The 24,620-nt window shown below is 73.6% G+C and carries 21 protein-coding genes; 15 read left to right on the top strand and 6 right to left on the bottom strand.

The window, feature by feature from the left end; all coding sequences use genetic code 11:
- Positions 1-87: 87 nt before the first annotated feature.
- The gene (locus IAG43_RS21660; protein ID WP_187742359.1) at positions 88-519 is read right to left on the bottom strand and encodes a MarR family winged helix-turn-helix transcriptional regulator; all 432 of its coding nucleotides are present in this window, start codon (positions 517-519) and stop codon (positions 88-90) included.
- A 283-nt stretch (positions 520-802) separates the two neighbouring features.
- Between IAG43_RS21660 and IAG43_RS21655 the strand changes: the two genes are divergently transcribed.
- Positions 803-1,624, top strand: coding sequence for a lysozyme (locus IAG43_RS21655; RefSeq protein WP_187742358.1), 822 nt, complete (start codon positions 803-805; stop codon positions 1,622-1,624).
- Between the two features lie 69 nt (positions 1,625-1,693).
- Here IAG43_RS21655 and IAG43_RS21650 read toward each other — a convergent pair whose 3' ends face one another.
- Both IAG43_RS21650 and lon read right to left on the bottom strand, forming a co-directional pair.
- Positions 1,694-2,491: a pentapeptide repeat-containing protein gene (locus tag IAG43_RS21650; protein ID WP_187742357.1), complete on the bottom strand. Its 798-nt coding sequence runs from the start codon at positions 2,489-2,491 to the stop codon at positions 1,694-1,696.
- Between the two features lie 191 nt (positions 2,492-2,682).
- Positions 2,683-5,100: an endopeptidase La gene (gene lon, locus IAG43_RS21645; RefSeq protein WP_187742356.1), complete on the bottom strand. Its 2,418-nt coding sequence runs from the start codon at positions 5,098-5,100 to the stop codon at positions 2,683-2,685.
- Between the two features lie 229 nt (positions 5,101-5,329).
- Between lon and IAG43_RS21640 the strand changes: the two genes are divergently transcribed.
- From IAG43_RS21640 to IAG43_RS21590, 11 genes are all read left to right on the top strand, one after another.
- Entirely contained in the window at positions 5,330-5,980 is a 651-nt protein-coding gene (locus IAG43_RS21640) for a GNAT family N-acetyltransferase (protein ID WP_187742355.1), read from the top strand.
- A gap of 94 nt (positions 5,981-6,074) precedes the next feature.
- Positions 6,075-6,644, top strand: coding sequence for an RNA polymerase sigma factor (locus tag IAG43_RS21635; protein ID WP_187742354.1), 570 nt, complete (start codon positions 6,075-6,077; stop codon positions 6,642-6,644).
- Complete coding sequence (locus tag IAG43_RS21630) at positions 6,641-7,531, top strand: zf-HC2 domain-containing protein (RefSeq protein WP_187742353.1); 891 nt, start codon at positions 6,641-6,643, stop codon at positions 7,529-7,531. The genes IAG43_RS21635 and IAG43_RS21630 overlap by 4 nt, the downstream gene beginning before the upstream one ends.
- Positions 7,528-8,349 (top strand): ATP-binding cassette domain-containing protein, encoded by an 822-nt coding sequence (locus IAG43_RS21625; RefSeq protein ID WP_187742352.1) that lies wholly within the window; start codon positions 7,528-7,530, stop codon positions 8,347-8,349. The genes IAG43_RS21630 and IAG43_RS21625 overlap by 4 nt, the downstream gene beginning before the upstream one ends.
- On the top strand, positions 8,346-9,701 hold the full coding sequence (locus IAG43_RS21620) for a hypothetical protein (protein ID WP_187742351.1): 1,356 nt from the start codon (positions 8,346-8,348) through the stop codon (positions 9,699-9,701). The genes IAG43_RS21625 and IAG43_RS21620 overlap by 4 nt, the downstream gene beginning before the upstream one ends.
- A complete protein-coding gene (locus IAG43_RS21615) occupies positions 9,698-10,336 on the top strand; it encodes a hypothetical protein (protein ID WP_246574491.1) in 639 nt (212 codons plus the stop codon). The genes IAG43_RS21620 and IAG43_RS21615 overlap by 4 nt, the downstream gene beginning before the upstream one ends.
- A gap of 260 nt (positions 10,337-10,596) precedes the next feature.
- Entirely contained in the window at positions 10,597-11,298 is a 702-nt protein-coding gene (locus IAG43_RS21610) for a spermine/spermidine synthase domain-containing protein (RefSeq protein ID WP_187742350.1), read from the top strand.
- Between the two features lie 101 nt (positions 11,299-11,399).
- Positions 11,400-12,137 carry a response regulator transcription factor gene (locus IAG43_RS21605; protein ID WP_187742349.1) on the top strand — a complete coding sequence of 246 codons (738 nt, stop codon included), beginning with the start codon at positions 11,400-11,402 and terminating at the stop codon, positions 12,135-12,137.
- Positions 12,134-13,237, top strand: coding sequence for a HAMP domain-containing sensor histidine kinase (locus IAG43_RS21600; protein ID WP_187742348.1), 1,104 nt, complete (start codon positions 12,134-12,136; stop codon positions 13,235-13,237). Before IAG43_RS21605 ends, IAG43_RS21600 begins: the two co-directional genes overlap by 4 nt.
- Positions 13,238-13,505: 268 nt before the next feature.
- Positions 13,506-17,315, top strand: a complete 3,810-nt coding sequence (locus tag IAG43_RS21595) for a multifunctional oxoglutarate decarboxylase/oxoglutarate dehydrogenase thiamine pyrophosphate-binding subunit/dihydrolipoyllysine-residue succinyltransferase subunit (RefSeq protein ID WP_187742347.1) — start codon at positions 13,506-13,508, stop codon at positions 17,313-17,315.
- Positions 17,316-17,509: 194 nt separating this feature from the next.
- Positions 17,510-17,695 carry a DUF6104 family protein gene (locus IAG43_RS21590; RefSeq protein ID WP_053640526.1) on the top strand — a complete coding sequence of 62 codons (186 nt, stop codon included), beginning with the start codon at positions 17,510-17,512 and terminating at the stop codon, positions 17,693-17,695.
- 222 nt (positions 17,696-17,917) lie between these two features.
- Here the strand turns inward: IAG43_RS21590 and IAG43_RS21585 are convergent, their stop codons facing one another.
- Positions 17,918-18,703 carry a hypothetical protein gene (locus IAG43_RS21585; RefSeq protein ID WP_187742346.1) on the bottom strand — a complete coding sequence of 262 codons (786 nt, stop codon included), beginning with the start codon at positions 18,701-18,703 and terminating at the stop codon, positions 17,918-17,920.
- Positions 18,704-18,871: 168 nt separating this feature from the next.
- Between IAG43_RS21585 and IAG43_RS21580 the strand changes: the two genes are divergently transcribed.
- Together IAG43_RS21580 and IAG43_RS21575 are read left to right on the top strand one after the other, a co-directional pair.
- On the top strand, positions 18,872-19,732 hold the full coding sequence (locus tag IAG43_RS21580) for a DUF4097 family beta strand repeat-containing protein (RefSeq protein ID WP_187742345.1): 861 nt from the start codon (positions 18,872-18,874) through the stop codon (positions 19,730-19,732).
- Position 19,733: 1 nt separating this feature from the next.
- A complete protein-coding gene (locus IAG43_RS21575; protein ID WP_187742344.1) occupies positions 19,734-20,705 on the top strand; it encodes a PadR family transcriptional regulator in 972 nt (323 codons plus the stop codon).
- A gap of 62 nt (positions 20,706-20,767) precedes the next feature.
- On the opposite strand, the gene IAG43_RS21570 is transcribed toward IAG43_RS21575, so the two are convergent.
- Together IAG43_RS21570 and IAG43_RS21565 are read right to left on the bottom strand one after the other, a co-directional pair.
- Entirely contained in the window at positions 20,768-21,733 is a 966-nt protein-coding gene (locus IAG43_RS21570; RefSeq protein WP_187742343.1) for a zinc-binding dehydrogenase, read from the bottom strand.
- 180 nt (positions 21,734-21,913) lie between these two features.
- Positions 21,914-23,125: an NAD(P)-dependent malic enzyme gene (locus IAG43_RS21565; protein WP_187742342.1), complete on the bottom strand. Its 1,212-nt coding sequence runs from the start codon at positions 23,123-23,125 to the stop codon at positions 21,914-21,916.
- Positions 23,126-23,642: 517 nt separating this feature from the next.
- On the opposite strand from IAG43_RS21565, the gene IAG43_RS21560 reads away from it, so the two are divergent.
- Positions 23,643-24,608, top strand: coding sequence for an ABC transporter substrate-binding protein (locus IAG43_RS21560; RefSeq protein ID WP_187742341.1), 966 nt, complete (start codon positions 23,643-23,645; stop codon positions 24,606-24,608).
- Positions 24,609-24,620: the final 12 nt, after the last annotated feature.

The raw sequence follows: 24,620 nt of genomic DNA, 5'->3' as shown, positions 1-24,620 counted from the left end.
GGCACCGCCGGCCGCCCCACGACACCGCCTCACGACACCGCCGCGCGCCTCACGCCACCGCCGGGCGGCGCCGCCGGGCGCTGCGCCTCAGCTCTCGGCGCTGGTGTTCAGCTGGCGGAGCAGCCGGGCCAGTTCCGCGACCTCGCCGCGGTCCCAGCCGGCGAGCTTGCTCACGTAGCGGGCCCGGCGCGCGTCGCGCACATGGCGGAACCGGGCCACCCCTTCGTCCGTGAGCCGTACGAGGGACGCCCGGCCGTCGGCGGGGTCCGGCTCCCGGGTGACGAGGCCGACCTCCTCCAGGGCGCGCAGCTGCCGGCTCATGGTCGCCTTGCCGACGCCGATGTAGGCGGCCAGTTCGGTGCCGCGCTGCGCCCCGGCCTCCTCCAGGCGGACCAGCAGGCCGTAGGCCGCGGGCTCCAGATCGGGGTGGAGTTCCCGGGCCATCTCGCCCGACGAAGCCCTCGCACGGCGGAGGAAGACCGCCAACTCGCGTTCGAGGGCGAGGAATTCGCGGTCCATACCACTTCCCCCCTCGGGTCCGGCCTGGCTCGCCGTACCGCTTTCGTGCACGTCAGCACCCATTGCGCGCTTTCCCGGTTCTGAAAGTTTCCCCGTGCGGTCCGTCATCGCCGCAGTTGGGCAAGTATTTCGCAGGCGTAGACCAACGGCGGAACCCGGGTGCCCTTTTCCGTGCCGGGTCTACGTGCGTAGAGTTTTTCCTGGCATGTCCACACCACGCGGTCCGCCACGACATGTCGACACGTCGTCAGATCCCCCTCACCGAGGTCCTCGGAGGCACGCTATGCCCGTGCACAGATCCGGAAAGACCGGTCGTACGCGTCTCGCGGCGGCCGGCACTCTCGTCGCAGTCATCTCCCTCCTCCTCACCGCCCCCGGCGCGGCCGCCGACCCCAAGCCGGTCCGCGGCTCCGCCCACATGGGCATGGGCGTCGTCGCCCACGACGGCAAGGGCGGCACCCCCCGCGACACCCGCGCGGTCCAGACCGAAGGCGTCGACGTCTCCAGCCACCAGGGGAACGTCAACTGGTCCGGCCTGTGGAGCAGCGGCGTCAAATGGGCCTACGTCAAGGCCACCGAGGGCACGTACTACAAGAACACCTACTTCACCCAGCAGTACAACGGCTCCTACAACGTCGGCATGATCCGGGGCACGTACCACTTCGCGACCCCCGACACCACGTCCGGCGCGGCCCAGGCCGACTACTTCGTCAACAACGGCGGCGGCTGGTCCAAGGACGGCAGGACGCTGCCGGGCGTGCTCGACATCGAGTGGAACCCGTACGGCGCCGCCTGCTACGGCAAGTCGCAGTCCGCGATGGTCACCTGGATCAGGGACTTCCTGAACCGCTACAAGGCGCGCACCGGCCGGGACGCCGTCGTCTACACGGCGACCAGCTGGTGGACCCAGTGCACCGGCAACTACGCCGGCTTCGGCTCCACCAACCCGCTGTGGGTCGCCCGCTACGACACCGTGCCCGGCACCCTGCCGGCCGGCTGGCCGTACTACACGATGTGGCAGTACACCTCGTCCGGACCGATCGTCGGCGACCACAACAAGTTCAACGGCGCCTACGACCGCGTCGTGGCACTCGCCAACGGCTGAGCCCGCGCGCACGCACCGCTTCCCCCGCGCGGGCACCGCCTCCCCGGGCCCGCCCCGCCGCTCCGGTCGTCACGACCAGTGCGCGGGGCGGGTCAGCCCGTCCGGGAGCCGGGTCGCCCCGTCGCCGCGGGCGGCGTTCAGCTGGGGCTGGGTGAGGAAGAACGCGCCGGTCAGATCAGCGCCCGCGAGACGGGTGTCCCGCAGATCGGCCCCGATGAGGTCGGTCAGGCGCAGGTCGGCGCCCGTCAGGTCGGCGGCGATCAGGCACGCGCCGCGCAGGCTCACCCCGCGCAGGTCCGCGCCGCGCAGCCGGGCCCCCATCAGATCCGCTCCCCTGCGGTCCTTCCTCCCGCGCCGGCCCCCCGCCCGCACCAGTTCGCTGGTGCGCAGCAGCAGGGCGTTCACCTCCTGCCGGCGGGCGGCGACGTCCAGCTCCAGCAGCCCGTCGGGCGTCAGTGCGGTCAGCTCGCGGACCGAGGCGCGCTGCGCGCGCAGCGCGGGGCGGAGTTCCGCGGCGGCGGTGAGGGTCAGCGCCTCCTCCAGGTACCGCAGCAGTTCGTGGAGCTGGCGCACCACGGGGAACACCGCGAACATCCCGGCCGCCGTGTCCGGCGCGGTGCGCCAGTCGGTGCCGCCGTAGGTGACCTGCGAGACCTGCTGGCCCGCGCCGAAGCAGTCGTAGACGGTGCAGCCCTGGTAGCCGCTGGTGCGGAGCCGGTCGTGGATGCCGCACCGGAAGTCGGTGCGGAGGTTGGCGCACGGTGTGCCGGCCGCCTTGCCGGCGGCGAAGTCCGCGGACGCGGCGAAGGGCAGGGCGACGCAGCACAGGCCGAAGCAGTTCGAGCAGTCGGCTCGCAGGGTGTCCATCCGTCCATTGTGCGTGCCCGGAACGCACCGCCCGTGCCCGCTCACCACCGCCCGCCCCGCACTCGGCACCGCCCGCGCCCGCTCAGCACCACGTGCCCCGCACTCGGCACCGCCCGCCCCGCGCACGGCCGGGGGCCCGGCCGCGGACGGACGGTCCGCGGCCGGGCCTCCGGCACTCCCGGGGCCGCCCGTCAGGCGGCGGCCGTCACCGGGGACTCGGCGGGAGAGAGCGCGAGTTCCAGCACCTGGCGCACGTCGGTCACCGGGTGGACGTCCAGCTTCTGCAGGATCTCGGCCGGCACGTCGTCCAGGTCGGCCTCGTTGCGCTTCGGGATGATCACGGTGGTGATGCCCGCCCGGTGGGCGGCCAGCAGCTTCTGCTTCACTCCGCCGATGGGCAGGACCCGCCCCGTCAGCGACACCTCACCGGTCATCGCCACGTCCGTGCGCACCTGCCGTCCGGAGAGCAGCGAGGCGAGGGCCGTGGTCATGGTGACACCGGCGCTCGGCCCGTCCTTGGGCACCGCGCCCGCCGGGAAGTGGATGTGCACCCCGCGGTCCTTCAGGTCGGCGACCGGCAGTTCCAGTTCGGCGCCGTGCGAGCGCAGGAAGCTCAGCGCGATCTGCGCCGACTCCTTCATCACGTCGCCGAGCTGACCGGTCAGGGTCAGTCCGGCCGCGCCCGTCTCCGGGTCGGCGAGCGACGCCTCGACGAACAGCACGTCCCCGCCCGCGCCGGTGACGGCGAGACCGGTGGCCACGCCCGGCACGGCGGTCCTGCGCTCCGACGGGTCCTGGGCGGACTCCGGAACGTGGTGGGGCCGGCCGATCAGGGCGCGCAGATCGCCGTCGCCGACGGTGAACGGCAGCTCGCGTTCGCCCAGTTCGTGCTGGGCCGCGACCTTGCGGAGCAGCCGTGCGACGGAGCGCTCCAGGTTCCGGACGCCCGCCTCCCGGGTGTACTCGCCGGCCAGGCGGCGCAGCGCCGAGTCGTCGAGGGTGACCTCGCCGGGCTCGATGCCCGCACGCTCCAGCTGTCGCGGCACCAGGTGGTCCCGGGCGATGACGACCTTCTCGTCCTCCGTGTAGCCGTCGAGCCGGACGAGTTCCATCCGGTCGAGCAGGGCCTCCGGGATGGCCTCCAGGACGTTGGCGGTGGCGAGGAAGACCACGTCGCTCAGGTCGAGTTCGACCTCCAGGTAGTGGTCGCGGAAGGTGTGGTTCTGTGCCGGGTCGAGGACTTCCAGCAGGGCGGCCGCGGGGTCGCCGCGGAAGTCGGAGCCGACCTTGTCGATCTCGTCCAGCAGGACGACCGGGTTCATCGAGCCGGCCTCCTTGATCGCCCGGACGATCCGGCCGGGCAGGGCGCCGACGTAGGTGCGCCGGTGCCCGCGGATCTCCGCCTCGTCGCGGACACCGCCGAGGGCGACGCGGACGAACTCGCGGCCCATGGCGTGCGCCACGGACTCGCCGAGGCTGGTCTTGCCGACGCCGGGCGGGCCGACCAGCGCGAGCACGGCGCCGCCTCTGCGGCCGCCGACCACGCCGAGGCCCCGGTCGGCGCGCCGCTTGCGCACCGCGAGGTACTCGGTGATCCGCTCCTTCACGTCCGCCAGACCGGCGTGCTCGGCGTCGAGCAGGGCCTTGGCGCCCTGGATGTCGTAGGCGTCCTCGGTGCGCTCGTTCCAGGGCAGTTCGAGGACGGTGTCGAGCCAGGTGCGGATCCACGAGCCCTCGGGCGACTGGTCGCTCGCGCGTTCCAGCTTCTCGACCTCCTTGAGGGCCGCCTCGCGGACCTTCTCCGGGAGGTCGGCGGCCTCGACGCGGGCGCGGTAGTCGTCGGACTCGTCGCCCTCCGTCTCGCCGTTCAGTTCGCGCAGCTCCTTGCGGACGGCGTCGAGCTGGCGGCGCAGCAGGAACTCGCGCTGCTGCTTGTCCACACCCTCCTGGACGTCCTTGGCGATGGTCTCGGCGACGTCCTGCTCGGCGAGGTGCTCCCGCAGCTGCCCGATGGCGAGCCGCAGCCGGGCGACCGGGTCGGCGGTCTCCAGCAGTTCGATCTTCTGGGCGGTGGTGAGGAACGGCGAGTAGCCGGAGTTGTCGGCGAGCTGGGCCACGTCGTCGATCTGCTGGACCCGGTCCACGACCTGCCAGGCGCCGCGCTTCTTGAGCCAGGCGGTGGCGAGGGCCTTGTACTCGGTGACCAGCTCGGACACGGCGCCGGGAGCCCCGGTCACGCCCTCCTCGACCACGGTCCCCTCGACCCAGAGCGCTCCGCCCGGCCCGGTGGTCCCCGCGCCGATGCGCACGCGGCCGACACCCCGGATCAGCGCGCCGGGGTCGCCGTCGGACAGCCGGCCGACCTGCTCGACGGTGCCGAGCACACCGGTCGCGGCGTATGTGCCGTCGACCCGGGGAACGAGCAGCACCTTCGGCTTGTTGCCGGAGGGACGGGCCGCCGCCTGGGCGGCCTCGACCGCGGCCCGCACCTCGGTGTCGGACAGGTCGAGCGGCACGACCATGCCCGGCAGCACGACTTCGTCGTCGAGCGGCAGCACGGGCAGGGTGAGCGGCGAACGGACCGTGAAGTCCTCGGCATCGGCAGCCATGATCTCCCCTAACGCAGTCAAGTTGAGCTGTATGGACTCAATGCACATGAGCCCAGGGATGTTCCCTTGGCCGCGTTCGCTCTGAGCGATCACCCGGCGGATCACTCCGGCCCCGCGTGACCGGCGTCACGTCGACCACCGCCCCACCATGAGATGTAATAGTCCCTGTTCATCAGAGTCCCTTACCCATGAGAGTCCCCCGCATCCGTGCGGGGAGCGGGGAGAGCCCATGTCCTTCGAGTCCACCGCCGACGCCGTCGACGCCTGGGTGCGCGGCTGGGTCGTCTCGCGCGGCGCCGCCGACCCGGTCGCCACGCCCTGGGGCTTCACCGTCGACGTCGGCCAGGTCCGGCACGCCACCCGCCATGTGCTGACCGCCGGCGACGAGGCCACCGTGCGCGCGGTCGCCCGCGAGGTCGCCGCCCCGACCGTGTGGCTGAAGGTGTTCGCCGCACCCGCCTCCGTCGTGGAGTGGGCCGGCCCCGACTGGCGGGTCGACGAGCCCGGCTGGCTGATGTGGACCCGGCTGCGCCGGGTGCCACGGCCGGCCCTGCCCCCGGGGCACCGTCTGCGCACCTGGACCCGCGGAGGTGTGGTGCGTGTCCTGGTGACCGCCGCCGACGGCTCGTTCGCGGCCCGCGGCCAGATCGCCGTGACCGGCGCGACCGCCGTCGTCGACCAGATCGAGACCGCCCCGCAGCACCGGCGCAAGGGCCTCGGGCGGGTCGTGATGCACACCCTCGGGGAGGCCGCCCTCGACGCGGGCGCGGGGACCGGCCTGCTCGGCGGCACCCCGGACGGGCGCGCCCTGTACGAGTCGCTCGGCTGGCGGGTCCAGGCCCCGCTGGTCAGCCTCTTCCACGCCGGGGACGCCCTCTGAGCGGACCGCCCCCGCGGGGCCTGCGGCCCCGGGCGGAACGGCTCCCGCGAAGGCGCCGAGAACCGCCGGCCGCCCTCCCCGCGATAGAGGGGACGTGAGACTGAAGCGCCCCTGGAGGGGAGAGCGGGACGACGACGCGGCACTGCTGCGTGCCGTCGCCCGCGGGGACACGGAAGCGCTCGGGGTGTTCCACGACCGGCACGCGGGCTGGCTGCACGTCCGGCTGAGCCGGCGCTGCGGCGACCCGGAGATGGTGCGGGAGGTCATGCAGGACACCTTCGTCGCCGTGTGGCGGTCCGCGGCCTCGCACCGGGGCGGCGACGCCGGCGGCTGGCTCTGGGTGATCGCCGCACGCCGGCTCGTCGACGCGCGGCGCGCCGCCGCCCGCCAGGAACGCGTGGTCCACGAACCGGCCGGCAGCGCGCCGTCCGCGGAGGACCGGGTGCTGGCGGGGCTGGAGTACGGCGACGTGGGCGCCGCCCTGCAGCGCATCTCGCCGGAACTGCGCGAGGTGCTGCGGGCCACCGTCGTCGACGGCCTGACCACGAGGGAGACGGCCCGCCTGCTCGGCATACCGGAGGGCACGGTGAAGACGCGCGCGATGCGCGCCCGCCGTGAGCTGCGGGCCGCGCTCCAGGGCCCGGCCTGGGGAGGAAACGCGTGAACACCTGGCATGTCACGGACCGGCTGGCGCGCGAGTACGCGTCGGGGTCCGTCACCGAACCGGACGCCTGGTCCCTGGAGAAGCACGTCGAGTCGTGCGCCCGGTGCGCCGCCCTCGTGTCGGCCGCCGTGCGGGCCGGGGACGCCGGACCCGTCCTGGCCGGCCTGCGGACCGGGCTGCTGCTGACCGCCGCGGCGACTCCGCCCGCCCGTCGCCCGCCCCTGCGCCTCCCCGCCCGCCGGCCGGCGTCCGCCCCGCGCCCCCGCCCCACCGGGGCCGCGCGCCTCGTGTGGCTCGCCGGCCCCGGCCTGCCGCGTGCCTGGGGCCTCGCGCTGCTGATCGTCGTGGCGGGCGCCCCGGCCCTCGCGTACGGGGCGGGCTTCGGCGGGGCCCGGCCGCTGCTGCTGCTCGTCGCTCCGCTGCTGCCGCTCGCCGGGGCGGGCCTGTCGTACGGCAGGCACGCCGACCCCCTGCACGAGGTCGTCGCGTCCACGCCTTCCGGCGGGCTCCGGCTGCTGCTGGTGCGGACCGCGACCGTGCTCACGGTGAGCGTCCCGCTGCTGACGGCGGCGGGCGCGGTGCTGCCCGCGGGGGCCGGCGGGCCGGGCGCCGCGGCCTGGCTGCTGCCCGGTCTGGCGCTGACCCTGGCGGCGCTGGCGCTCGGCTCGTACACGGGCTGCCGGAGCGCCGCCGCCGGTCTCGGCCTGCTCTGGCTGGCGGTGAGCGCGGTACCGGCCGTGGCCCCGCGGCCGGACGCGGTGGCCGAGCACCTCGCCCTCGTCATGGGCGGGCCGCAGGCACAGGGCGCCTGGGCGGCGGCCGCCGTGCTGTGCGCGGCACTGCTCGCCGTCCGCCGGACCTCCTTCGACCACCTGGAGACGATGTGAGCACCACACCGGGCACACCGGGCACACCGACGGTGAACGTCGCCGGCCTGACCGTCCGCCACCGCAGGTCCGTCGCCCTGGACGGGCTGGACCTCACCCTCGGCCGGGGCGTCCACGGTCTCCTCGGCCCGAACGGGGCGGGCAAGACCTCCCTGGTCCGCGTCCTGGCCACGGTGACCGAACCGGCCGCGGGCCGCGTCGAACTGCTCGGCCTCGACGTCTCCGGGCGCGCCGCCCGGACGGAGGCACGGCGCCGGCTCGGCTACCTGCCGCAGGACTTCGGCCACTACCCGGGCTTCACCGTGCGGGAGTTCGTCGCCTACGTCGCCTGGCTGAAGGAGATGGACGCCGCCGCCGTGCCGGAGGCGGTGCGGCGGGCGGTCGACCGGGTCGGTCTCGGGGACAGGGCCGACGCGAGGATCCGCACGCTCTCCGGCGGGATGGTGCGCCGGGTGGGCATCGCGCAGGCGATCGTCAACGAGCCGGAGCTGCTGCTGCTCGACGAACCCACGGCCGGGCTCGACCCGGAGCAGCGCGTCGAGTTCCGTGCGCTGCTGCGGCGGTTGGGCGAGACGTCGACCGTGCTCGTCGCCACACACCTGGTCGAGGACGTGGCCGCCGCCTGCTCGGAGGTCGTCCTGATCGAGTCCGGCCGGCTCGCCTTCCGCGGCACGACCGGCGAACTGGCCGCGCTCGGCGAAGGCGGCGACAGCGACAGCGACGGCGACAGCGACGAGGCGGGCAGTCCCGTGGAGCGCGGCTACGCGGCCGCTCTGCGCGCCCACCGCGGCGCCCCGGCGGAAGGGGCCCGCCGATGAGCGCCGTCCGGCAGCGGCCCGCGGCGGCGCCCCCGGTCCCCTTCCGCAGCGAACTGCGCCGCGGCACCGGCCCGTGGGCCGCCCTCGCCCTCGTCCTCGTCCTGGCCCCCGCACTGATCCAGAAGGCGGACCAGTGGCAGGGCAGCTGGGGCGAGACCCAGTTCCTGCTGCACGCAGCGACCACGGTGCTGGGCGGCCCGCTGGCCGTCGCGGCCGGCTGCTGGCAGGGCGGCAGGGAGCGGCGCCGGGGCCTGGACGACCTGCGGGCCACGGCGGGGCGCGGTCCGCTGGCCCAGCTGCTCGTGTCCGCCGTGCCGGTGGCCGTGTGGGCGGCCGCGGCCCAGCTCCTGGTGGCCGTCGGTGCGCTGGCCGCCACCTGGCCCTACGCCTCCGCGGGGGGTCCGCGGCCGGAGGCCGTGGCCGGGGACGCGGCCTTCCTGGCGTCCATGACGCTGATCGGCCATGTCGGCGGCCTGCTGGCGCCCTGGCGCGGCGCCGCGCCGGTGCTGGCGGGCTGCGCGTACGCCGTCCTGGCCGGGCACCAGTACACGGACTCCGGCACGGCGCGTCTCCTGTCGCCGCTGGGCCCGGCCTGGGGCCACGGCACCGCGCCCGTCCCGTGGCAGCCCCTCGCCTCCGCCGCCCTGACGGGCGGCCTGGCGGCGGGCGCGGTGCTGGCGTACGCGGCCCGCCGCCGGCTCTCGGCGCTGCTGCCGCTCGCGCTGTCGGCCGCGGCCGCCGGCGTGCTGCTGCACGGCGGCGACGGCATGTGGCGTCCCTCGCCCCTCGCGGACCGCCAGGTGTGCGACACCTCGCTCCGGCCCCAGGTCTGTGTGAGCGCGCTGCACCCGGGGCTGCTGCCCGAGGTCAGGAGCGCGCTGGCCGGCCTGCACGAACGGCTCGACGGGGTCGGGAACCTGCCGGTCCGTTTCGAGGACCGGTCCGGTGCACCGGGCCCGGACGAAGCGGAACTGCCGATGCTGACACCGTTCGGCGGGAGTGCTGTACGCGGCCGGCTGACCGATCCGGGGCAGTACGCCTGGGAGGCGGCCGCCGCGCTGGCGCCCGACAACCACGGCTGCGGGGACGGCGGCGCGTTCGCGCGCAACGCCCCGGTGGACGGGGTCGTCACGGACTGGCTCGCGGACGACCCGGGCCGGGCGGCCATGGAGCAGTACCTGCTGGACATCGCCGAGGAGCGGGGCGACCGGGAGCGGACGGCGCGGATCGCGGCCGACCGCGCCGCACGGGCCCGGCTCGACCGCATGCCCGCCGACGAGCGCCGTGCCTGGCTGACCCGGTACTTCGCCGGCGTGGACAGCTGCGACCCGAAGGATGTGCCTGCGCTGTGAGACCCGGCACACGTCCGTCCCGGCCCGCGGGGCCGCCCCGCCTGTCCGGTCCCTGGCTGTACGCCCGCTCCCGGGGGCTGCCCCGCGCGGCCGCCGCCCTCGCCGCCGTCGGCCTGCTGGCCCTGTGGGCGGGCGAGGGACCCGGGTCGGAGGCGGGTGTCCCGGGGCTGGTGGCCGCGACCGCGTTCGGGCCGCTGCTGGCCGCCGTCGCCCTGGCGGGCGGCCTGCACACGGCCATGGCGGACGCCGAGCGCTCGGCGTCCCGCGCCTGGTGGCCGCGCCGGCTCGCCCATGTCCTCCTCGTCACCGCCCTGGCCGCGGCGGTGCTCGGCTGCGCGGTGGCGGGCCGCGACGGCGGCGCGGCGGCGCTCGCCGTGATCCGCGACACCGCCGGCGCCGCGGGTGTCACGGCGGCCGCCTCGGTGGCGGCCGACGCCCGGGGGAGCTGGCTGCCGGTCGCCGCGTACACCTGCGCGGTGCATCTGCCGCCCCCGGGGACGCCCGTCGGTGCGCCGCCCTGGGTGTGGCCCGCGCAGCCGGCGGCCGAGCCGGCCTCCTGGGCCGCGGCGGGCGCCGCCCTCGCGGTGGGGATCGTGCTCCACGCCCGCCGCGGAGCCCGGTCCCGCCGCCCCTGATCCCGCGTCGCGGGTCCCGGCCGGGCACGAGGGGGCGGCCGGGGGGCCCGGGAGGCGGACCCGGCGGGCCGCGGACGGCCCACCGAAGGCCCGGCGACGACGGAGCCCGCCCACGCCGGACCGCCGGGCCGACGGCCCGGCGACGACGGAGGCCCGCTTACGACGGCCGGTACCGGGAAGTGGTTTGGATGCGCCGTCCGATCCCGCGAGGATGGCCAGGACCCTGTTCGTCACCCGCGAGCCGCCCGGAGGCCACCGCCATGCCGTTCCCCGCGTCCGACACCGGAGCGCCCGTCGTGCTGGACCGGCGCGAGGGCCCGCACGGCGAGGTGGTGCTGCGCCGGCGCGAGACCGGCGGGGAGCCCGTGCACGAGATCATCGCCAACGGCTGCTTCCTGATGGACACGTCCGACGGGCGCTCCGAGCGGCTGCTGGTCGACGCCGCCTTCGAGGCCCTTCGGACGGGGAACTTCGCACCGAGCCTGCTCATCGGCGGGCTGGGGGTCGGGTTCTCGCTGGCGCACGCGGCCGAGGGCGAGCAGTGGCGTCAGATCGTGGTCGTGGAGCGCGAGGAGGCGATCATCGAGTGGCACCGCTCGGGACCGCTCGCGGCGGTCTCCGGCGCGGCGCTCGGCGATCCACGGAGCGTGATCCTCCACACGGACCTGGTGGAGCACCTGCGGACCACCGAGGACCGGTTCGACGCGCTCTGCCTGGACATCGACAACGGGCCGGACTGGACGGTCACCGACGACAACCAGGCCCTCTACTCACCGGACGGACTGGCCTCCTGCGCACGGGTGCTGAAGCCCGGCGGGGTGCTCGCCGTGTGGTCGGCGCAGCCGTCGTCCGCGTTCGAGGACGCGATGCGGAATGCCGGATTCACCGGGGTAAGAACCGAAGAGATCCGCCTTGCCCGGGGCGTACCGGACGTGGTGCACCTCGGAGTTCGCCCTGCGTAGCCGGGACCCCGCCGATGCCCTTACGCTGCTGGGACACAAACGGGCCCGGCAGCGGTCCGCAACCGTGCAGCACGCAGTGAACAGGTAACAGGGGCGGGGCGATGGAGCAGACACACACCACGCACAACGGCGTCGCGGCCACGCCAGGAGCCCAGCGCCGGGTGCTGGTCGTCGAGGACGACGCCACGATCGTCGACGCCATCGCGGCCCGGCTGCGGGCCGAGGGCTTCCTGGTCCAGACCGCGCTCGACGGCCCCGCAGCCGTCGACGCCGCCGAGGCGTGGCAGCCCGACCTGATGGTCCTCGACGTCATGCTGCCGGGCTTCGACGGCCTGGAGGTCTGCCGCCGGGTGCAGGCGCAGCGCCCCGTACCGGTCCTGATGCTCACCGCGCGTGACGACGAGACGGACATGCTGGTCGGGCTGGGCGTCGGCGCCGACGACTACATGACCAAGCCGTTCTCGATGCGCGAGCTCGCCGCCCGCGTGCATGTGCTGCTGCGCCGCGTCGAGCGTGCCGCCCTCGCCGCCGTCACCCCGCGCAGCGGCATCCTGCGCCTGGGCGAGCTGGAGATCGACCACGCCCAGCGCCGGGTGCGGGTGCGCGCCGAGGACGTCCACCTGACGCCGACCGAGTTCGACCTGCTGGTGTGCCTCGCCAACACCCCGCGCGCCGTCCTCTCCCGCGAGCAGTTGCTCGCCGAGGTCTGGGACTGGGCGGACGCCTCGGGCACCCGGACCGTGGACAGCCACATCAAGGCGCTGCGCCGGAAGATCGGCGCGGAGCGGATCCGGACCGTCCACGGCGTGGGCTACGCCCTGGAGACGCCGTCGCCATGAGCCGGCGGCCGCGCGGCCGGCTGCGCAGGCGGCTGGGCACCCGATCCCTCACGATCTCGATCAAGACCAAGCTGAGCACGCTGGTCGTCGTCTCGGTCCTGATCACCACCGGTCTGATGCTGATGGCCTTCCACAGCAAGACCGAAGTGCGGTTCATCACCATCTTCACGATGATCGCCACCCTGCTGATCACGCAGTTCGTGGCGCACGGGCTGACCGCGCCGCTGGACGAGATGACCCGGGTCGCCCGCGGCATATCGCACGGCGACTACACCCGCCGGGTGCGCGGCGCCGACCGCCGCGACGAACTCGGCGACCTGGCGTCGACCATCAACCGCATGGCCGACGACCTGGAGGCGGTGGACCGCAACCGCAAGGAACTGGTCGCCAACGTCTCGCACGAGCTGCGCACCCCGATCGCGGCGCTGCGCGCCGTGCTGGAGAACGTGGTCGACGGGGTGTCCGCCGCCGACCCCGAGACGATGCGCACCGCGCTGAAGCAGACGGAGCGGCTCGGCAGGCTGGTCGAGACGCTGCTGGACCTGTCCCGGCTGGACAACGGCGTACTGCCGCTGCGGGCCCGCAGGTTCGAGGTGTGGCCGTACCTCTCGGGCGTGCTGAAGGAGGCCAATCTGGCGTCCTCGCAGCGCGGGCTCGCCTCCGGGTCGGGACACCACACGCGCACGGACGTCCATCTGCACCTGGACGTCTCGCCGCCGGAGCTGACCGCGCACGCGGACGCGGAGCGGCTGCACCAGGTGGTGGCGAATCTCATCGACAACGCGGTGAAGCACTCGCCGCCGCACGGCCGGGTCACGGTCCGGGCCCGGCGCGGCTTCGGCCGGGAGTCGCTGGACCTGGAGGTGCTGGACGAGGGTCCCGGCATCCCCGAGCAGGAGCGGCACCGGGTCTTCGAGCGCTTCAACCGGGGCCAGGTCGCCGCACCGCACGGACCGGGCAGCGACGGCGGCACGGGGCTCGGGCTGGCGATCGCGCGCTGGGCGGTGGATCTGCACGGCGGGCGCATCGGCGTGGCCGAATCCGCGCGGGGCTGCCGGATAAGGGTCACCCTTCCGGGAGAACCGTCACCGAGAGGTTGACGTAGGGTTCGAACCGGAGCGCGTCGTTCTGCGTGGATAGGAGCGGAGCGGTCAGAAGGCTGCAGGCCACAGGGGTGCAGTCGTGAGGCCGCGATCCCTCACAGAGGCGAAACTGGACTTGTTTCCCGCCATTCACAACCCCGAAACCCGCCTTTCGGTGTGACTTGCGCGACGATGACCGGCCCGGCCTGCACCTCTCGGCCAAGGAGGCGTAGCCTTTATTTCCGCTGTCCATCACCTTGTGAAGCGGAAGAGGGCGGTTCTCGCCGTGTCGTCTCAGTCCCCCAGTAACTCAAGCCTCCAGGCCGACCAAGGCGCGCAGGGGTCCAACCCCGCCGCCGCGTTCGGCGCCAATGAGTGGCTCGTCGACGAGATCTACCAGCAGTACCTCCAGGACCCGAATTCGGTCGACCGGGCCTGGTGGGACTTCTTCGCCGACTACAAGCCGGGAGCCGGCGCGGCGGACAAGGACAAGGCGGCGCCCGCCGCCACGACCACGACCGCCCCCACCACGACTGCGAGCGCGCCCGCCGCGCAGCAGGCGGCGCCCGCCCAGGCCGCCCCCGCCCCGGCGAAGCCCGCCGCGGCCCCGGCACCGGCCCCCGCGAAGCCCGCCGCCGCCGCTCCGGCGCCCGCGAAGGCGGCCCCGGCCAAGGCCGCGCCCGCGAAGGCCGCACCGGCGAAGGCCGCCGCCCCCGCCGAGGATGCCGGCGGCCCCGAGTTCGTGACGCTGCGCGGTCCGTCCGCCGCGGTCGCCAAGAACATGAGCGCCTCCCTGGAACTGCCCACGGCCACGTCCGTGCGCGCCGTGCCGGTGAAGCTGCTGTTCGACAACCGCATCGTCATCAACAACCACCTCAAGCGCGCCCGCGGCGGGAAGATCTCCTTCACCCACCTCATCGGGTACGCGATGGTGCAGGCCATCAAGGCCATGCCCTCGATGAACTGGTCCTTCGCCCAGAAGGACGGCAAGCCGACCCTGGTCAAGCCGGAGCACGTCAACTTCGGCCTGGCCATCGACCTGGTGAAGCCGAACGGCGACCGCCAGCTGGTCGTCGCGGGCATCAAGAAGGCCGAGACCCTGAACTTCTTCGAGTTCTGGCAGGCCTACGAGGACATCGTCCGCCGCGCCCGCAACAACAAGCTGACGATGGACGACTTCACCGGCGTCACCGTCTCGCTGACCAACCCCGGCGGCCTCGGCACCGTCCACTCGGTGCCGCGCCTGATGCCCGGACAGTCCGTCATCATGGGCGTCGGCTCGATGGACTACCCGGCCGAGTTCCAGGGGACCTCGCAGGACACCCTGAACAAGCTGGGCATCTCCAAGGTGATGACCCTCACCTCCACGTACGACCACCGCGTCATCCAGGGCGCCGCGTCGGGCGAGTTCCTGCGCATCGTCGCCAACCTCCTCCTCGGCGAGGAGGGCTTCTACGACGACATCTTCGAGTCGCTGCGCATCCCCTACGAGCCGGTCCGCTGGCTCAAGGACATCGACGCCTCGCACGACGACGACGTCACCAAGGCCGCGCGGGTCTTCGAGCTGATCCACTCCTACCGGGTCCGCGGCCACGTCATGGCCGACACCGACCCGCTGGAGTACCGCCAGCGCAAGCACCCCGACCTGGACATCACCGAGCACGGCCTCACCCTGTGGGACCTGGAGCGCGAGTTCGCCGTCGGCGGCTTCGCCGGCAAGTCGATGATGAAGCTGCGCGACATCCTCGGCGTGCTGCGCGAGTCGTACTGCCGCACCACCGGCATCGAGTTCATGCACATCCAGGACCCGAAGCAGCGCAAGTGGCTCCAGGACCGGGTCGAGCGCCCGCACCACAAGCCCGAGCGCGAGGAGCAGCTGCGCATCCTGCGCCGCCTGAACGCCGCCGAGGCGTTCGAGATCTTCCTGCAGACGAAGTACGTCGGCCAGAAGCGCTTCTCGCTGGAGGGCGGCGAGTCCGTCATCCCGCTGCTCGACGCGGTCATCGACTCCGCGGCCGAGTCGCGCCTCGACGAGGTCGTCATCGGCATGGCCCACCGCGGCCGGCTCAACGTGCTGGCGAACATCGTCGGCAAGTCGTACGCCCAGATCTTCCGCGAGTTCGAGGGCAACCTCGACCCGAAGTCGATGCACGGCTCCGGCGACGTGAAGTACCACCTGGGCGCCGAGGGCACCTTCACCGGGCTGGACGGCGAGCAGATCAAGGTCTCCCTCGTCGCCAACCCCTCCCACCTGGAGGCCGTGGACCCGGTCCTGGAGGGTGTCGCCCGCGCCAAGCAGGACGTCATCAACAAGGGCGGCACGGACTTCACCGTCCTGCCCGTCGCCCTGCACGGTGACGCGGCCTTCGCCGGCCAGGGCGTCGTCGCCGAGACGCTGAACATGTCGCAGCTGCGCGGCTACCGCACCGGCGGCACGGTCCACATCGTCATCAACAACCAGGTCGGCTTCACCGCCGCCCCGGAGTCGTCGCGCTCCTCCATGTACGCCACCGACGTGGCCCGCATGATCGAGGCGCCGATCTTCCACGTGAACGGCGACGACCCGGAGGCCGTCGTGCGCGTGGCGCGGCTCGCCTTCGAGTTCCGCCAGGCGTTCAACAAGGACGTCGTGATCGACCTCATCTGCTACCGCCGCCGCGGTCACAACGAGGGCGACAACCCGTCGTTCACCAACCCGCAGATGTACAACCTGATCGACAAGAAGCGCTCGGTGCGCAAGCTCTACACCGAGTCGCTGATCGGTCGCGGCGACATCACCCTCGAAGAGGCGGAGCAGTCGCTCCAGGACTTCCAGGGGCAGCTGGAGAAGGTGTTCGCCGAGGTCCGCGAGGCCACCAGCCACCCGGCCCCCGCGCATGTCCCGGACGCCGAGCCGGAGTTCCCGGTCGCGGTCAACACCGCGGTCTCCCAGGAGGTCGTGAAGCGGATCGCGGAGTCCCAGGTCAACATCCCGGACACGATCACCGTGCACCCGCGGCTGCTGCCGCAGATGCAGCGCCGCGCCGCCTCCGTCGAGGACGGCACGATCGACTGGGGCATGGGCGAGACCCTGGCCATCGGCTCGCTGCTGATGGAGGGCACCCCCGTCCGGCTGTCCGGCCAGGACACCCGCCGCGGCACCTTCGGCCAGCGCCACGCGGTGCTGGTGGACCAGGAGACCGGCGAGGACTACACCCCGCTGCTCTACCTGACCGAGGAGCAGGCCCGCTACAACGTCTACGACTCGCTGCTCAGCGAGTACGCGGCGATGGGCTTCGAGTACGGCTACTCGCTGGCCCGCCCCGACGCCCTCGTGATGTGGGAGGCGCAGTTCGGTGACTTCGTCAACGGCGCGCAGACCGTCGTCGACGAGTTCATCTCCTCGGCCGAGCAGAAGTGGAGCCAGCACTCCGGCGTCACACTGCTGCTGCCGCACGGCTACGAGGGCCAGGGCCCGGACCACAGCTCCGCGCGTCCCGAGCGCTTCCTCCAGATGTGCGCGCAGGACAACATGACGGTCGCGATGCCGACCCTGCCGTCGAACTACTTCCACCTGCTGCGCTGGCAGGTCCACAACCCGCACCACAAGCCGCTGATCGTCTTCACCCCGAAGTCGATGCTGCGTCTGAAGGCCGCGGCGTCCAAGGCGGAGGAGTTCACCACCGGCGGCTTCCGCCCGGTCATCGGCGACGACACCGTCGACGCCGGCGCGGTGCGCAAGGTCGTCTTCTGCGCCGGCAAGGTCTACTACGACCTCGACGCCGAGCGGCAGAAGCGCGGCGCCACGGACACCGCGATCATCCGGCTGGAGCGCCTGTACCCGCTGCCGGGTGCCGAGGTCCAGGCCGAGATCGCGAAGTACCCGAACGCCGAGAAGTACCTGTGGGCGCAGGAGGAGCCGGCGAACCAGGGCGCCTGGCCGTTCATCGCGCTCAACCTGATCGACCACCTCGACCTGGCCGTCGGCGCGGACATCCCGCACGGCGAGCGCCTGCGCCGCATCTCGCGGCCGCACAGCTCGTCGCCGGCCGTGGGCTCGAAGAAGCGCCACGAGCAGGAGCAGGAGCAGCTCGTCAACGAGGTCTTCGACGCCTGACCGGTCACCCGGTGAGCAGGTGAAGGGCCCGGCACCCCTCGGGGGTGCCGGGCCCTCGCGCGTGCGCGGGGGCCCGGCGGTCTGCCCGGGAGCGCGGGGGCGTGTCCCTGGCCGGGCCCTCGCGTGCGCGGGGCCGGGCCCCGCCCTCACCGGGCGGGGGACGGGGGCCGCCGGGCACTCGTTACGCTGTGCGCATGTACTTCACCGACCGGGGCATCGAGGAGCTGGAGAAGCGGCGCGGCGAGGAGGAGGTCACCTTCGAGTGGCTCGCCGAGCAGCTGCGGACGTTCGTCGACCTCAACCCGGACTTCGAGGTCCCCGTCGAGCGCCTGGCCACCTGGCTGGCACGGCTGGACGACGAGGACGACGACGACGAATGAGCCCGGCCCGCCGGCCCGGGTGACCGGCGGGCGGTGGCCGAACCGTGCCGCGTGACCCGGCCGGGTGAAGCCACCGCCCCGGCAGGGCCGCCCCGGGCGCCGGGACGGTCCCGGGCTCCCGTGCCGGGACCCGGGGCGGGCGGCCGCGCGAACCGGCCGCAGGGCCGCTCCCGCGCCTCGCCGGCCGCCGGCGGGGGCGCGGACCGCGGAACCGGCCGCCCCTCAGGCCCCGGGGGTCCTCAGGCGCGCGTACAGCAGCCCCAGGACCCCGTGGGCGACCAGCAGCCCGGCGGCCGCGGCCCAGCCGGGACTGCGGCGGCTCAGGGCCCATGCGCCGAGCGGGAGGCCCGCGGCGAGCTGGGCGGTGCCGAGGACCCGCGCGCCCGGCCCGTGCAGCCACGGCTCCAGCGCCCCCTCCTCGACGGCGTCCCGCCAGCCCGACCAGGCCAGGTGCTCCGCGCCCCGGGCGCGGGCGGCCGCACGCAGCCACTCGGCCGTCTGACCCGGTGCCAGCCCCTCGGGCAGGTCGAGCCCCGCCCGGGCGAGCACCGCGACGAGACCGGTCATCCGGGCGTCGGCGTCCGCCTCCGGATCGGGCAGGGTGAGCGGCTCCAGGGCCTGGAGATCGAGCACGGGGTCGAGGCCGAGGCGTGCGGCGAAGGTGCGCATGGCCTCGTCCTCGCCGACGGGGGTGCCGTCGGCGAGCCAGACGTAGCCGACCGGGCGGCGGAATCCCGAGACGAGGGTGAACCCCGACCGGTCCCCGTCCCACCAGAGCGCGAGCGCGGGCCGGTCCGTGCCGACGGCCGCGGCGGCGGCCCAGCCGGAGAGCACCGCGTCCACGGGTTCGCCGTCGTCGGTCCAGGGCCTGCCCTCGGGGACGACGACGCTCCATCCGTCGCCCGCGGGGGCGAGGAGCAGGTTCTCGCGGAGCAGCCTCACCTGCTGGCGTACGGCGCCGGGCTCGGCACGGCAGAGGAGCAGGGCACCCACGGGTGTCGCGTTCATGCCTTCCACGCTAGGCCTTGTCCGGCAGATCCCGCCTGGCGCGCGACGCCCGGTGTGCGCATGGCGCGGGACCCCCGGGGGCGGCGCTTGACATCGACCGTCCGCGATATATCGTGTCCGCAGGAGACGCGATATGTTGCGTCGTGGCGGCCCCGGGAGGTCAGCACCATGACAGAGACGACATGGGAAGTCGCCGAGCCGCAGAAGCTCGGCTTCGACGACCCGGTGACCACCCTCAAGGTGCGGATCGTCAACGGCACGGTCAACGTCGTCGGCACCGACGAGGGTTCCGCCCGGCTGGAGGTCTCGGAGATCGAGGGGCCGCCGCTCGTCGTCACCCGTGACCGGGACACCCTGACCGTCGCGTACGAGGACCTGCCCTGGCAGGGTTTCCTCAAGCTGCTCGACCCCAAGGAGCGGCACCGCAGCGCGGTCGTCTCGCTCGTCGTCCCCGCCGGCGCCTCCGTGGAGGTCGGCGTGGTGGGGGCGGGGGCCGTCGTCTCCGGGGTCCAGGGCACCACCTCGGTGCGCGGCGTCAGCGGGGACACCACCCTCGTCGGGCTCACCGGCCCCGTCCTCGCCGAGACGGTCTCGGGGAACCTCGAGGCGCAGGCGCTGACCGGCGCCCTGCGCTTCCACTCCGTCTCGGGGGACCTCACCGTCGTCGACGGCGCCGGCCCCACCGTGAAGGCCGAGACGGTGACCGGGGACATGGTCGTCGACATCGGCACCGCGGGAGCGCCGGCCGACATCCGGCTCACCACGGTGTCCGGCGAGGTCGCCATCCGGCTCCCCCACCCGGCCGACGCCACGGTCGAGGCCAACACCGCCAGCGGCGCCGTCTCCAACGCCTTCGAGGACCTGCGGGTCCGCGGGCAGTGGGGCGCCAAGCGGATCACCGGCACCCTCGGCGCGGGCACCGGCACCCTCTCGGCCACCACGGTGTCCGGCTCGATCGCGCTGCTGCGCAGGCCCCCGGCCGACGAGGACGAAACGCACGCCGACGCTCCGACCGGAAAGGCCCTCTGACATGCCCCCCGTTTTCGCCCACGGCCGGCTCCGGCTGTACCTGCTCAAGCTGCTCGACGAGGCCCCGCGCCACGGCTACGAGATCATCCGCCTGCTGGAGGAGCGCTTCCAGGGCCTCTACGCGCCGAGCGCCGGCACGGTCTACCCCCGGCTGGCCAAGCTGGAGGCCGAGGGACTGGTCACCCACGCCACCGAGGGCGGCCGCAAGGTCTACTCGATCACCGACGCCGGACGCGCCGAACTCGCCGGGCGCGGTGCCGAACTCGCCGACCTCGAACTGGAGATCCGCGAGTCCGTCTCCGAGCTCGCGGCCGAGATCCGTGACGACGTGCGCGGCGCGGCGGGCAGGCTGCGCAGCGAGATGCGCGCGGCGGCCGGCGAGGCACGCGGCCGCGGCGGCGCGGCCGGCGCCAAGGGTTTCGCGGGCCCGGTCCCCGACGCCGAGGGCTGGCAGACGGCGAAGGAGGAACTGCGCCGCGCCCGCCAGGAGTGGAAGGAGCAGGCCCAGCGGGCGAAGGACGAGTCCCGGAGGGCCCGCGAGGACGCCAGGCAGGCCCGGCGCCAGGCGGAGGAGGCCCGCGAGCAGGCCCGGTCCGAGATGCAGCGCATCGCCCGCCAGGTGCAGGACCAGGTGCAGGTCCACTTCGCGCGCGGCGACTGGCCCGCGGGCGTGCGCGACGGGCTGTCCGAACTGGCGGGCCAGCTCGGCGGGCTGGCCCGGGGGGCGGCCTGGCCGCCGCACGGGAAGCCCGACACGGCCGCCACCGATCCCGACTGGGCGAAGGACACCGTCGCGGAGCCGTCGGCGGACCCGGTGCGGGACCTGGAGCGGCTGCTGGACCGGTTCCGCGACGACGTACGGGACGCGGCGCGCGACCGCGGCGTGAGTGCCGAGCAGCTGGGCGAGGCGCGACGGCACCTGTCCACGGCGGCGGCCCACATCGTGGCGCTGCTGAACACGCCCCGCGACTGACTCCGTCCGGGTGCCGCCGCACGCCGGGGGCGCGGCGGCACCGGGCCGGGCCCCCGACCCGGTCAGGACCCCGTCAGCACGATCTTCCCGAAGAGGTCGCCCTTCTCGATCCGCTCGAAGCCCTCGCGCGCCCGGTCCAGCGGGAGCACCTGGTCGATCACCGGGCGGACACCGGTGACGGCGCAGAAGGACAGCAGGTCCTCCAGCTCGTCCTTCGACCCCATGGTGGAGCCGACCACCTTCAGCTCCAGGAAGAAGATGCGGGTCAGCTCGGCGTGCGACGGCCGGTCGCCACTGGTCGCGCCCGAGATGACCACCGTGCCCCCGGGGCGCAGCGACTTGACGGAGTGGGACCAGGTGGCGGCCCCGACGGTCTCGATCACGGCGTCCACACGGTGCGGCAGCCGGGCACCCGGCTCGAACGCCTCCTCGGCGCCCAGTTCGACGGCGCGCCGGCGCTTGGCCTCGTCGCGGCTGGTGGCGTACATCCGCAGGCCCGCGGCCCGGCCGAGCACCAGCGCGGCGGTCGCGACACCGCCGCCCGCGCCCTGGACGAGCACCGAGTCGCCGGGGCGGACCCCCGCGTTGGTGAAGAGCATGCGGTACGCGGTGAGCCAGGCGGTCGGCAGGCAGGCGGCCTCCTCGAACGTCAGCTCCTTCGGCTTGGGCAGCACGTTCCAGGTGGGCACGCTGACCTGTTCGGCGAAGGTGCCCTGATAGCGCTCGGTGAGGATCGAGCGGGGCTCACGGGGCCCGACACCGTGGCCGCTCTGGCCGATGACGGAGTGGAGGACGACCTCGTTGCCGTCCTCGTCGACGCCCGCGGCGTCGCAGCCCAGGATCATCGGCAGCTTGTCCTCGGACAGGCCGACGCCCCGCAGCGACCACAGGTCGTGGTGGTTGAGGGAGGCGGCCCTGACGTTCACGGTCGTCCAGCCCGGACGCCTCCCGGGCGCGGGCCGTTCGCCCAGTTCGAGGCCGTTCAACGGCTGGTCGCGGTCGATGCGTGCGGCGTAGGCGGCGAACATGACCATGAGCGTAGGACGCCTCCCGTCCCCGCGGAACCGCCCACCCCTGTGACGCGCCCCGCACACCCTCCCCCGGCCCCGGGCCGCCGACGCCGGGCCGGTGCGCGAACGCCGACGGGCCGGTCCCACCCCCGCACAGGGATGCGAACCGGCCCGTCGGGCGGATCTGCGGGCGACGCCTCAGCGCCGCGCGACGCCCTCCGCCCGCGCCGCCGCCGCCACGGCGGCGGTCACCGCGGGAGCCACGCGCTCGTCGAACGGCGAGGGGATCACGTAGTCGGCCGACAGGTCGTCGCCGACCACGTCCGCCAGCGCGTTCGCCGCCGCGATCTTCATGCCCTCGGTGATGCGGGAGGCCCGCACCTGGAGGGCTCCGGCGAAGATGCCGGGGAAGGCGAGCACGTTGTTGATCTGGTTCGGATAGTCCGAGCGCCCGGTCGCCACGACCGCCGCGTAGCGGTGCGCGACGTCGGGGTGGACCTCCGGGTTCGGGTTGGCCATGGCGAACACGAACGCCCCCGGCGCCATCGTCGCGACGGCCTCCTCCGGGACGGTGCCGCCGGACACGCCGATGAACACGTCCGCGCCCCTGAGCGCGTCCTCCAGCGAGCCGGTCAGCCCGGCCCGGTTGGTGAGGCCGGCGATCTCCCGCTTCACGTCGGTGAGGTCGCCGCGGTCCCGGCTGACGACACCCTTGCGGTCGGTGACGGCGACATCGCCGAGGCCGGCCTCCAGCAGGAACTTCGCGATGGCCACGCCGGCCGCGCCCGAGCCGGAGATGACGGCGCGGAGGTCGCCCAGACCCCGGCCGGTCAGCTTGGCCGCGTTGCGCAGGGCCGCGAGGGTCACCACGGCGGTGCCGTGCTGGTCGTCGTGGAAGACGGGGATGTCGAGGCGCTCCTGGAGCCGGCGCTCGATCTCGAAGCACCGGGGCGCCGAGATGTCCTCCAGGTTCACGCCGCCGAAGGAGGGGGCGAGCCGGACGACGGTCTCGATGATCTCGTCGGTGTCCGTGGTGGCGAGGGCGATCGGGACCGCGTCCACGCCGCCGAACTGCTTGAAGAGGATCGCTTTCCCCTCCATGACCGGGAGGGAGGCCTCCGGGCCGATGTCGCCGAGGCCGAGCACCGCGGTCCCGTCCGTCACGACGGCGACGACCTGGGACTTCCAGGTGTAGTCGTGGACGAGTTCGGGCTGCTCGGCGATTGCGGTGCACACCTTGGCGACGCCGGGTGTGTACGCGAGGGACAGGTCGTCCTTGTCCCGCACCGGCACGGTGGCCTGGATGGCCATCTTGCCGCCGCGGTGCAGGGCGAACGCCGGATCGAAGGGCTCGTCGGCACTCTCCGTGGTGGCGCTGTCGCTGCGAGGATTGACGATCTCCGCTGCCATTGGGTTGACCCCTTAAGTCTGCATGTCGAGGGTGAGCCACTCCTGGTTGAGGAGGGGTGGGCGGACTCGCGTTCGACCTCTGCGTCAGGCGGTTGGCCCGCCGTGGCAGGGGGTGTCTCGTACGCGCGGGCGCGCCGCACAACGCGCCCTGAGCCCCGGATGAGGGGTGTAAGGATCCTTCTTACCGGACAGACCGCACCGCGCACGAGTCGTTTCGTTCGCGGTGACACGGCTCATAGCAGAGAACCGGGTCAACTCCCGCCGTACGGCGGAATCCACACAGAAGGCGCACCGGCGAAAGATCTTCCGGCGAGAAGCAGGCGCCGCGGGGAATGGTCCGGTCCAGGCCTGCCGTCGCCGATGTTCGGGGATCACCCGTTACCCGATTTTGACATGCGCGGCCCCCTGAATGGGCTAGTCCGAATGGCAAGATGCCGAAAACACACAAGGTCGCGACACTCGAAGGTGAGTGCACGACTCGCCGTAGTCCCCTCTACACCGCCGGAGGACCCCGATCATGACCGCAAGCACCACCCGTCGCAGCACTGCCGCCAGGTCCCGGATCACCGCGGTCGCCGCGATCGCGGTCGTCGGCGCCCTGACCCTCACCGCGTGTGGCGACCAGACCAACTCCGGCTCGGACACCGCCACGAGCGAGGGCACCAAGGCAACCGGTGCGCCGCTGTTCGACAAGCTGCCCGAGAACATCCAGAAGGCCGGCGTGATCAAGGTCGGCACCGACGCCGCCTACGCGCCCATGGAGTACGAGGAGGGCGGCAAGATCGTCGGCATCGACCCCGACATCGCCGCCGCCCTCGGCAAGGAGCTGGGCGTCGAGTTCGTCTTCACCAGCGGCACCTTCGACGGGCTCATCTCCTCGCTGAACACCGGCCGCCAGGACGTCGTCATGTCGGCCATGAGCGACACCAAGGCGCGCCAGGAGGGCCTGGACGACACGGGGAAGAAGACCGGTGACGGCGTCGACTTCGTCGACTACTTCACCTCGGGCGTCTCCCTGCTGGTCAAGAAGGGCAACCCGGACAACATCAAGTCGCTGGACGACCTGTGCGGCAAGAAGGTCGCCGTGCAGCGCGGCACCATCTACCACGACACCTTCAAGGCCCAGGCCGAGACCTGCAAGAAGGACGGCAAGGGCGCCCTGACGATCGAGGCGTTCGACACCGACGCCGAGGCGCAGACCCGGGTGAAGTCCGGCGGCGCCGTGGCCGACCTGAACGACTACCCGGTCGCCGCGCACATCGCCAAGACCGCGGGTGGCGGCAACGACTTCGAGGTCGCGGGCGGCCAGACCGACGCCGGTCCGTTCGGCATCGCCGTCAACAAGGACAACACCCAGTTGCGCGACGCCCTCAAGGACGCGCTGAACGCGATCATCGAGAACGGCGAGTACCAGAAGGTCCTGGAGAAGTGGGACGTCACGAACAGCGCCGTGACCGAGGCGACCATCAACGCCGGCAAGTGATCCCGGTGCCCT

Source organism: Streptomyces genisteinicus (assembly GCF_014489615.1).
Taxonomy (GTDB): Bacteria; Actinomycetota; Actinomycetes; order Streptomycetales; family Streptomycetaceae; genus Streptomyces; species Streptomyces genisteinicus.
Note: the sequence above shows the minus strand (reverse complement) of the source record. Positions and strands in the feature narration are given on the sequence as shown.

Bases quoted from the DNA above. Each gene is read 5' to 3' on its own strand.
- IAG43_RS21605 (WP_187742349.1), top strand. From the start codon at position 11,400: ATGGAGCAGACACACACCACGCACAACGGCGTCGCGGCCACGCCAGGA.
- IAG43_RS21655 (WP_187742358.1), top strand. From the start codon at position 803: ATGCCCGTGCACAGATCCGGAAAGACCGGTCGTACGCGTCTCGCGGCG.
- IAG43_RS21560 (WP_187742341.1), top strand. From the start codon at position 23,643: ATGACCGCAAGCACCACCCGTCGCAGCACTGCCGCCAGGTCCCGGATC.
- IAG43_RS21575 (WP_187742344.1), top strand. From the start codon at position 19,734: ATGCCCCCCGTTTTCGCCCACGGCCGGCTCCGGCTGTACCTGCTCAAG.
- IAG43_RS21600 (WP_187742348.1), top strand. From the start codon at position 12,134: ATGAGCCGGCGGCCGCGCGGCCGGCTGCGCAGGCGGCTGGGCACCCGA.
- IAG43_RS21620 (WP_187742351.1), top strand. From the start codon at position 8,346: ATGAGCGCCGTCCGGCAGCGGCCCGCGGCGGCGCCCCCGGTCCCCTTC.
- IAG43_RS21580 (WP_187742345.1), top strand. From the start codon at position 18,872: ATGACAGAGACGACATGGGAAGTCGCCGAGCCGCAGAAGCTCGGCTTC.
- IAG43_RS21640 (WP_187742355.1), top strand. From the start codon at position 5,330: ATGTCCTTCGAGTCCACCGCCGACGCCGTCGACGCCTGGGTGCGCGGC.
- IAG43_RS21660 (WP_187742359.1), bottom strand. From the start codon at position 519: ATGGACCGCGAATTCCTCGCCCTCGAACGCGAGTTGGCGGTCTTCCTC.
- IAG43_RS21585 (WP_187742346.1), bottom strand. From the start codon at position 18,703: ATGAACGCGACACCCGTGGGTGCCCTGCTCCTCTGCCGTGCCGAGCCC.
- IAG43_RS21570 (WP_187742343.1), bottom strand. From the start codon at position 21,733: ATGTTCGCCGCCTACGCCGCACGCATCGACCGCGACCAGCCGTTGAAC.
- IAG43_RS21590 (WP_053640526.1), top strand. From the start codon at position 17,510: ATGTACTTCACCGACCGGGGCATCGAGGAGCTGGAGAAGCGGCGCGGC.
- IAG43_RS21565 (WP_187742342.1), bottom strand. From the start codon at position 23,125: ATGGCAGCGGAGATCGTCAATCCTCGCAGCGACAGCGCCACCACGGAG.
- IAG43_RS21650 (WP_187742357.1), bottom strand. From the start codon at position 2,491: ATGGACACCCTGCGAGCCGACTGCTCGAACTGCTTCGGCCTGTGCTGC.
- lon (WP_187742356.1), bottom strand. From the start codon at position 5,100: ATGGCTGCCGATGCCGAGGACTTCACGGTCCGTTCGCCGCTCACCCTG.
- IAG43_RS21610 (WP_187742350.1), top strand. From the start codon at position 10,597: ATGCCGTTCCCCGCGTCCGACACCGGAGCGCCCGTCGTGCTGGACCGG.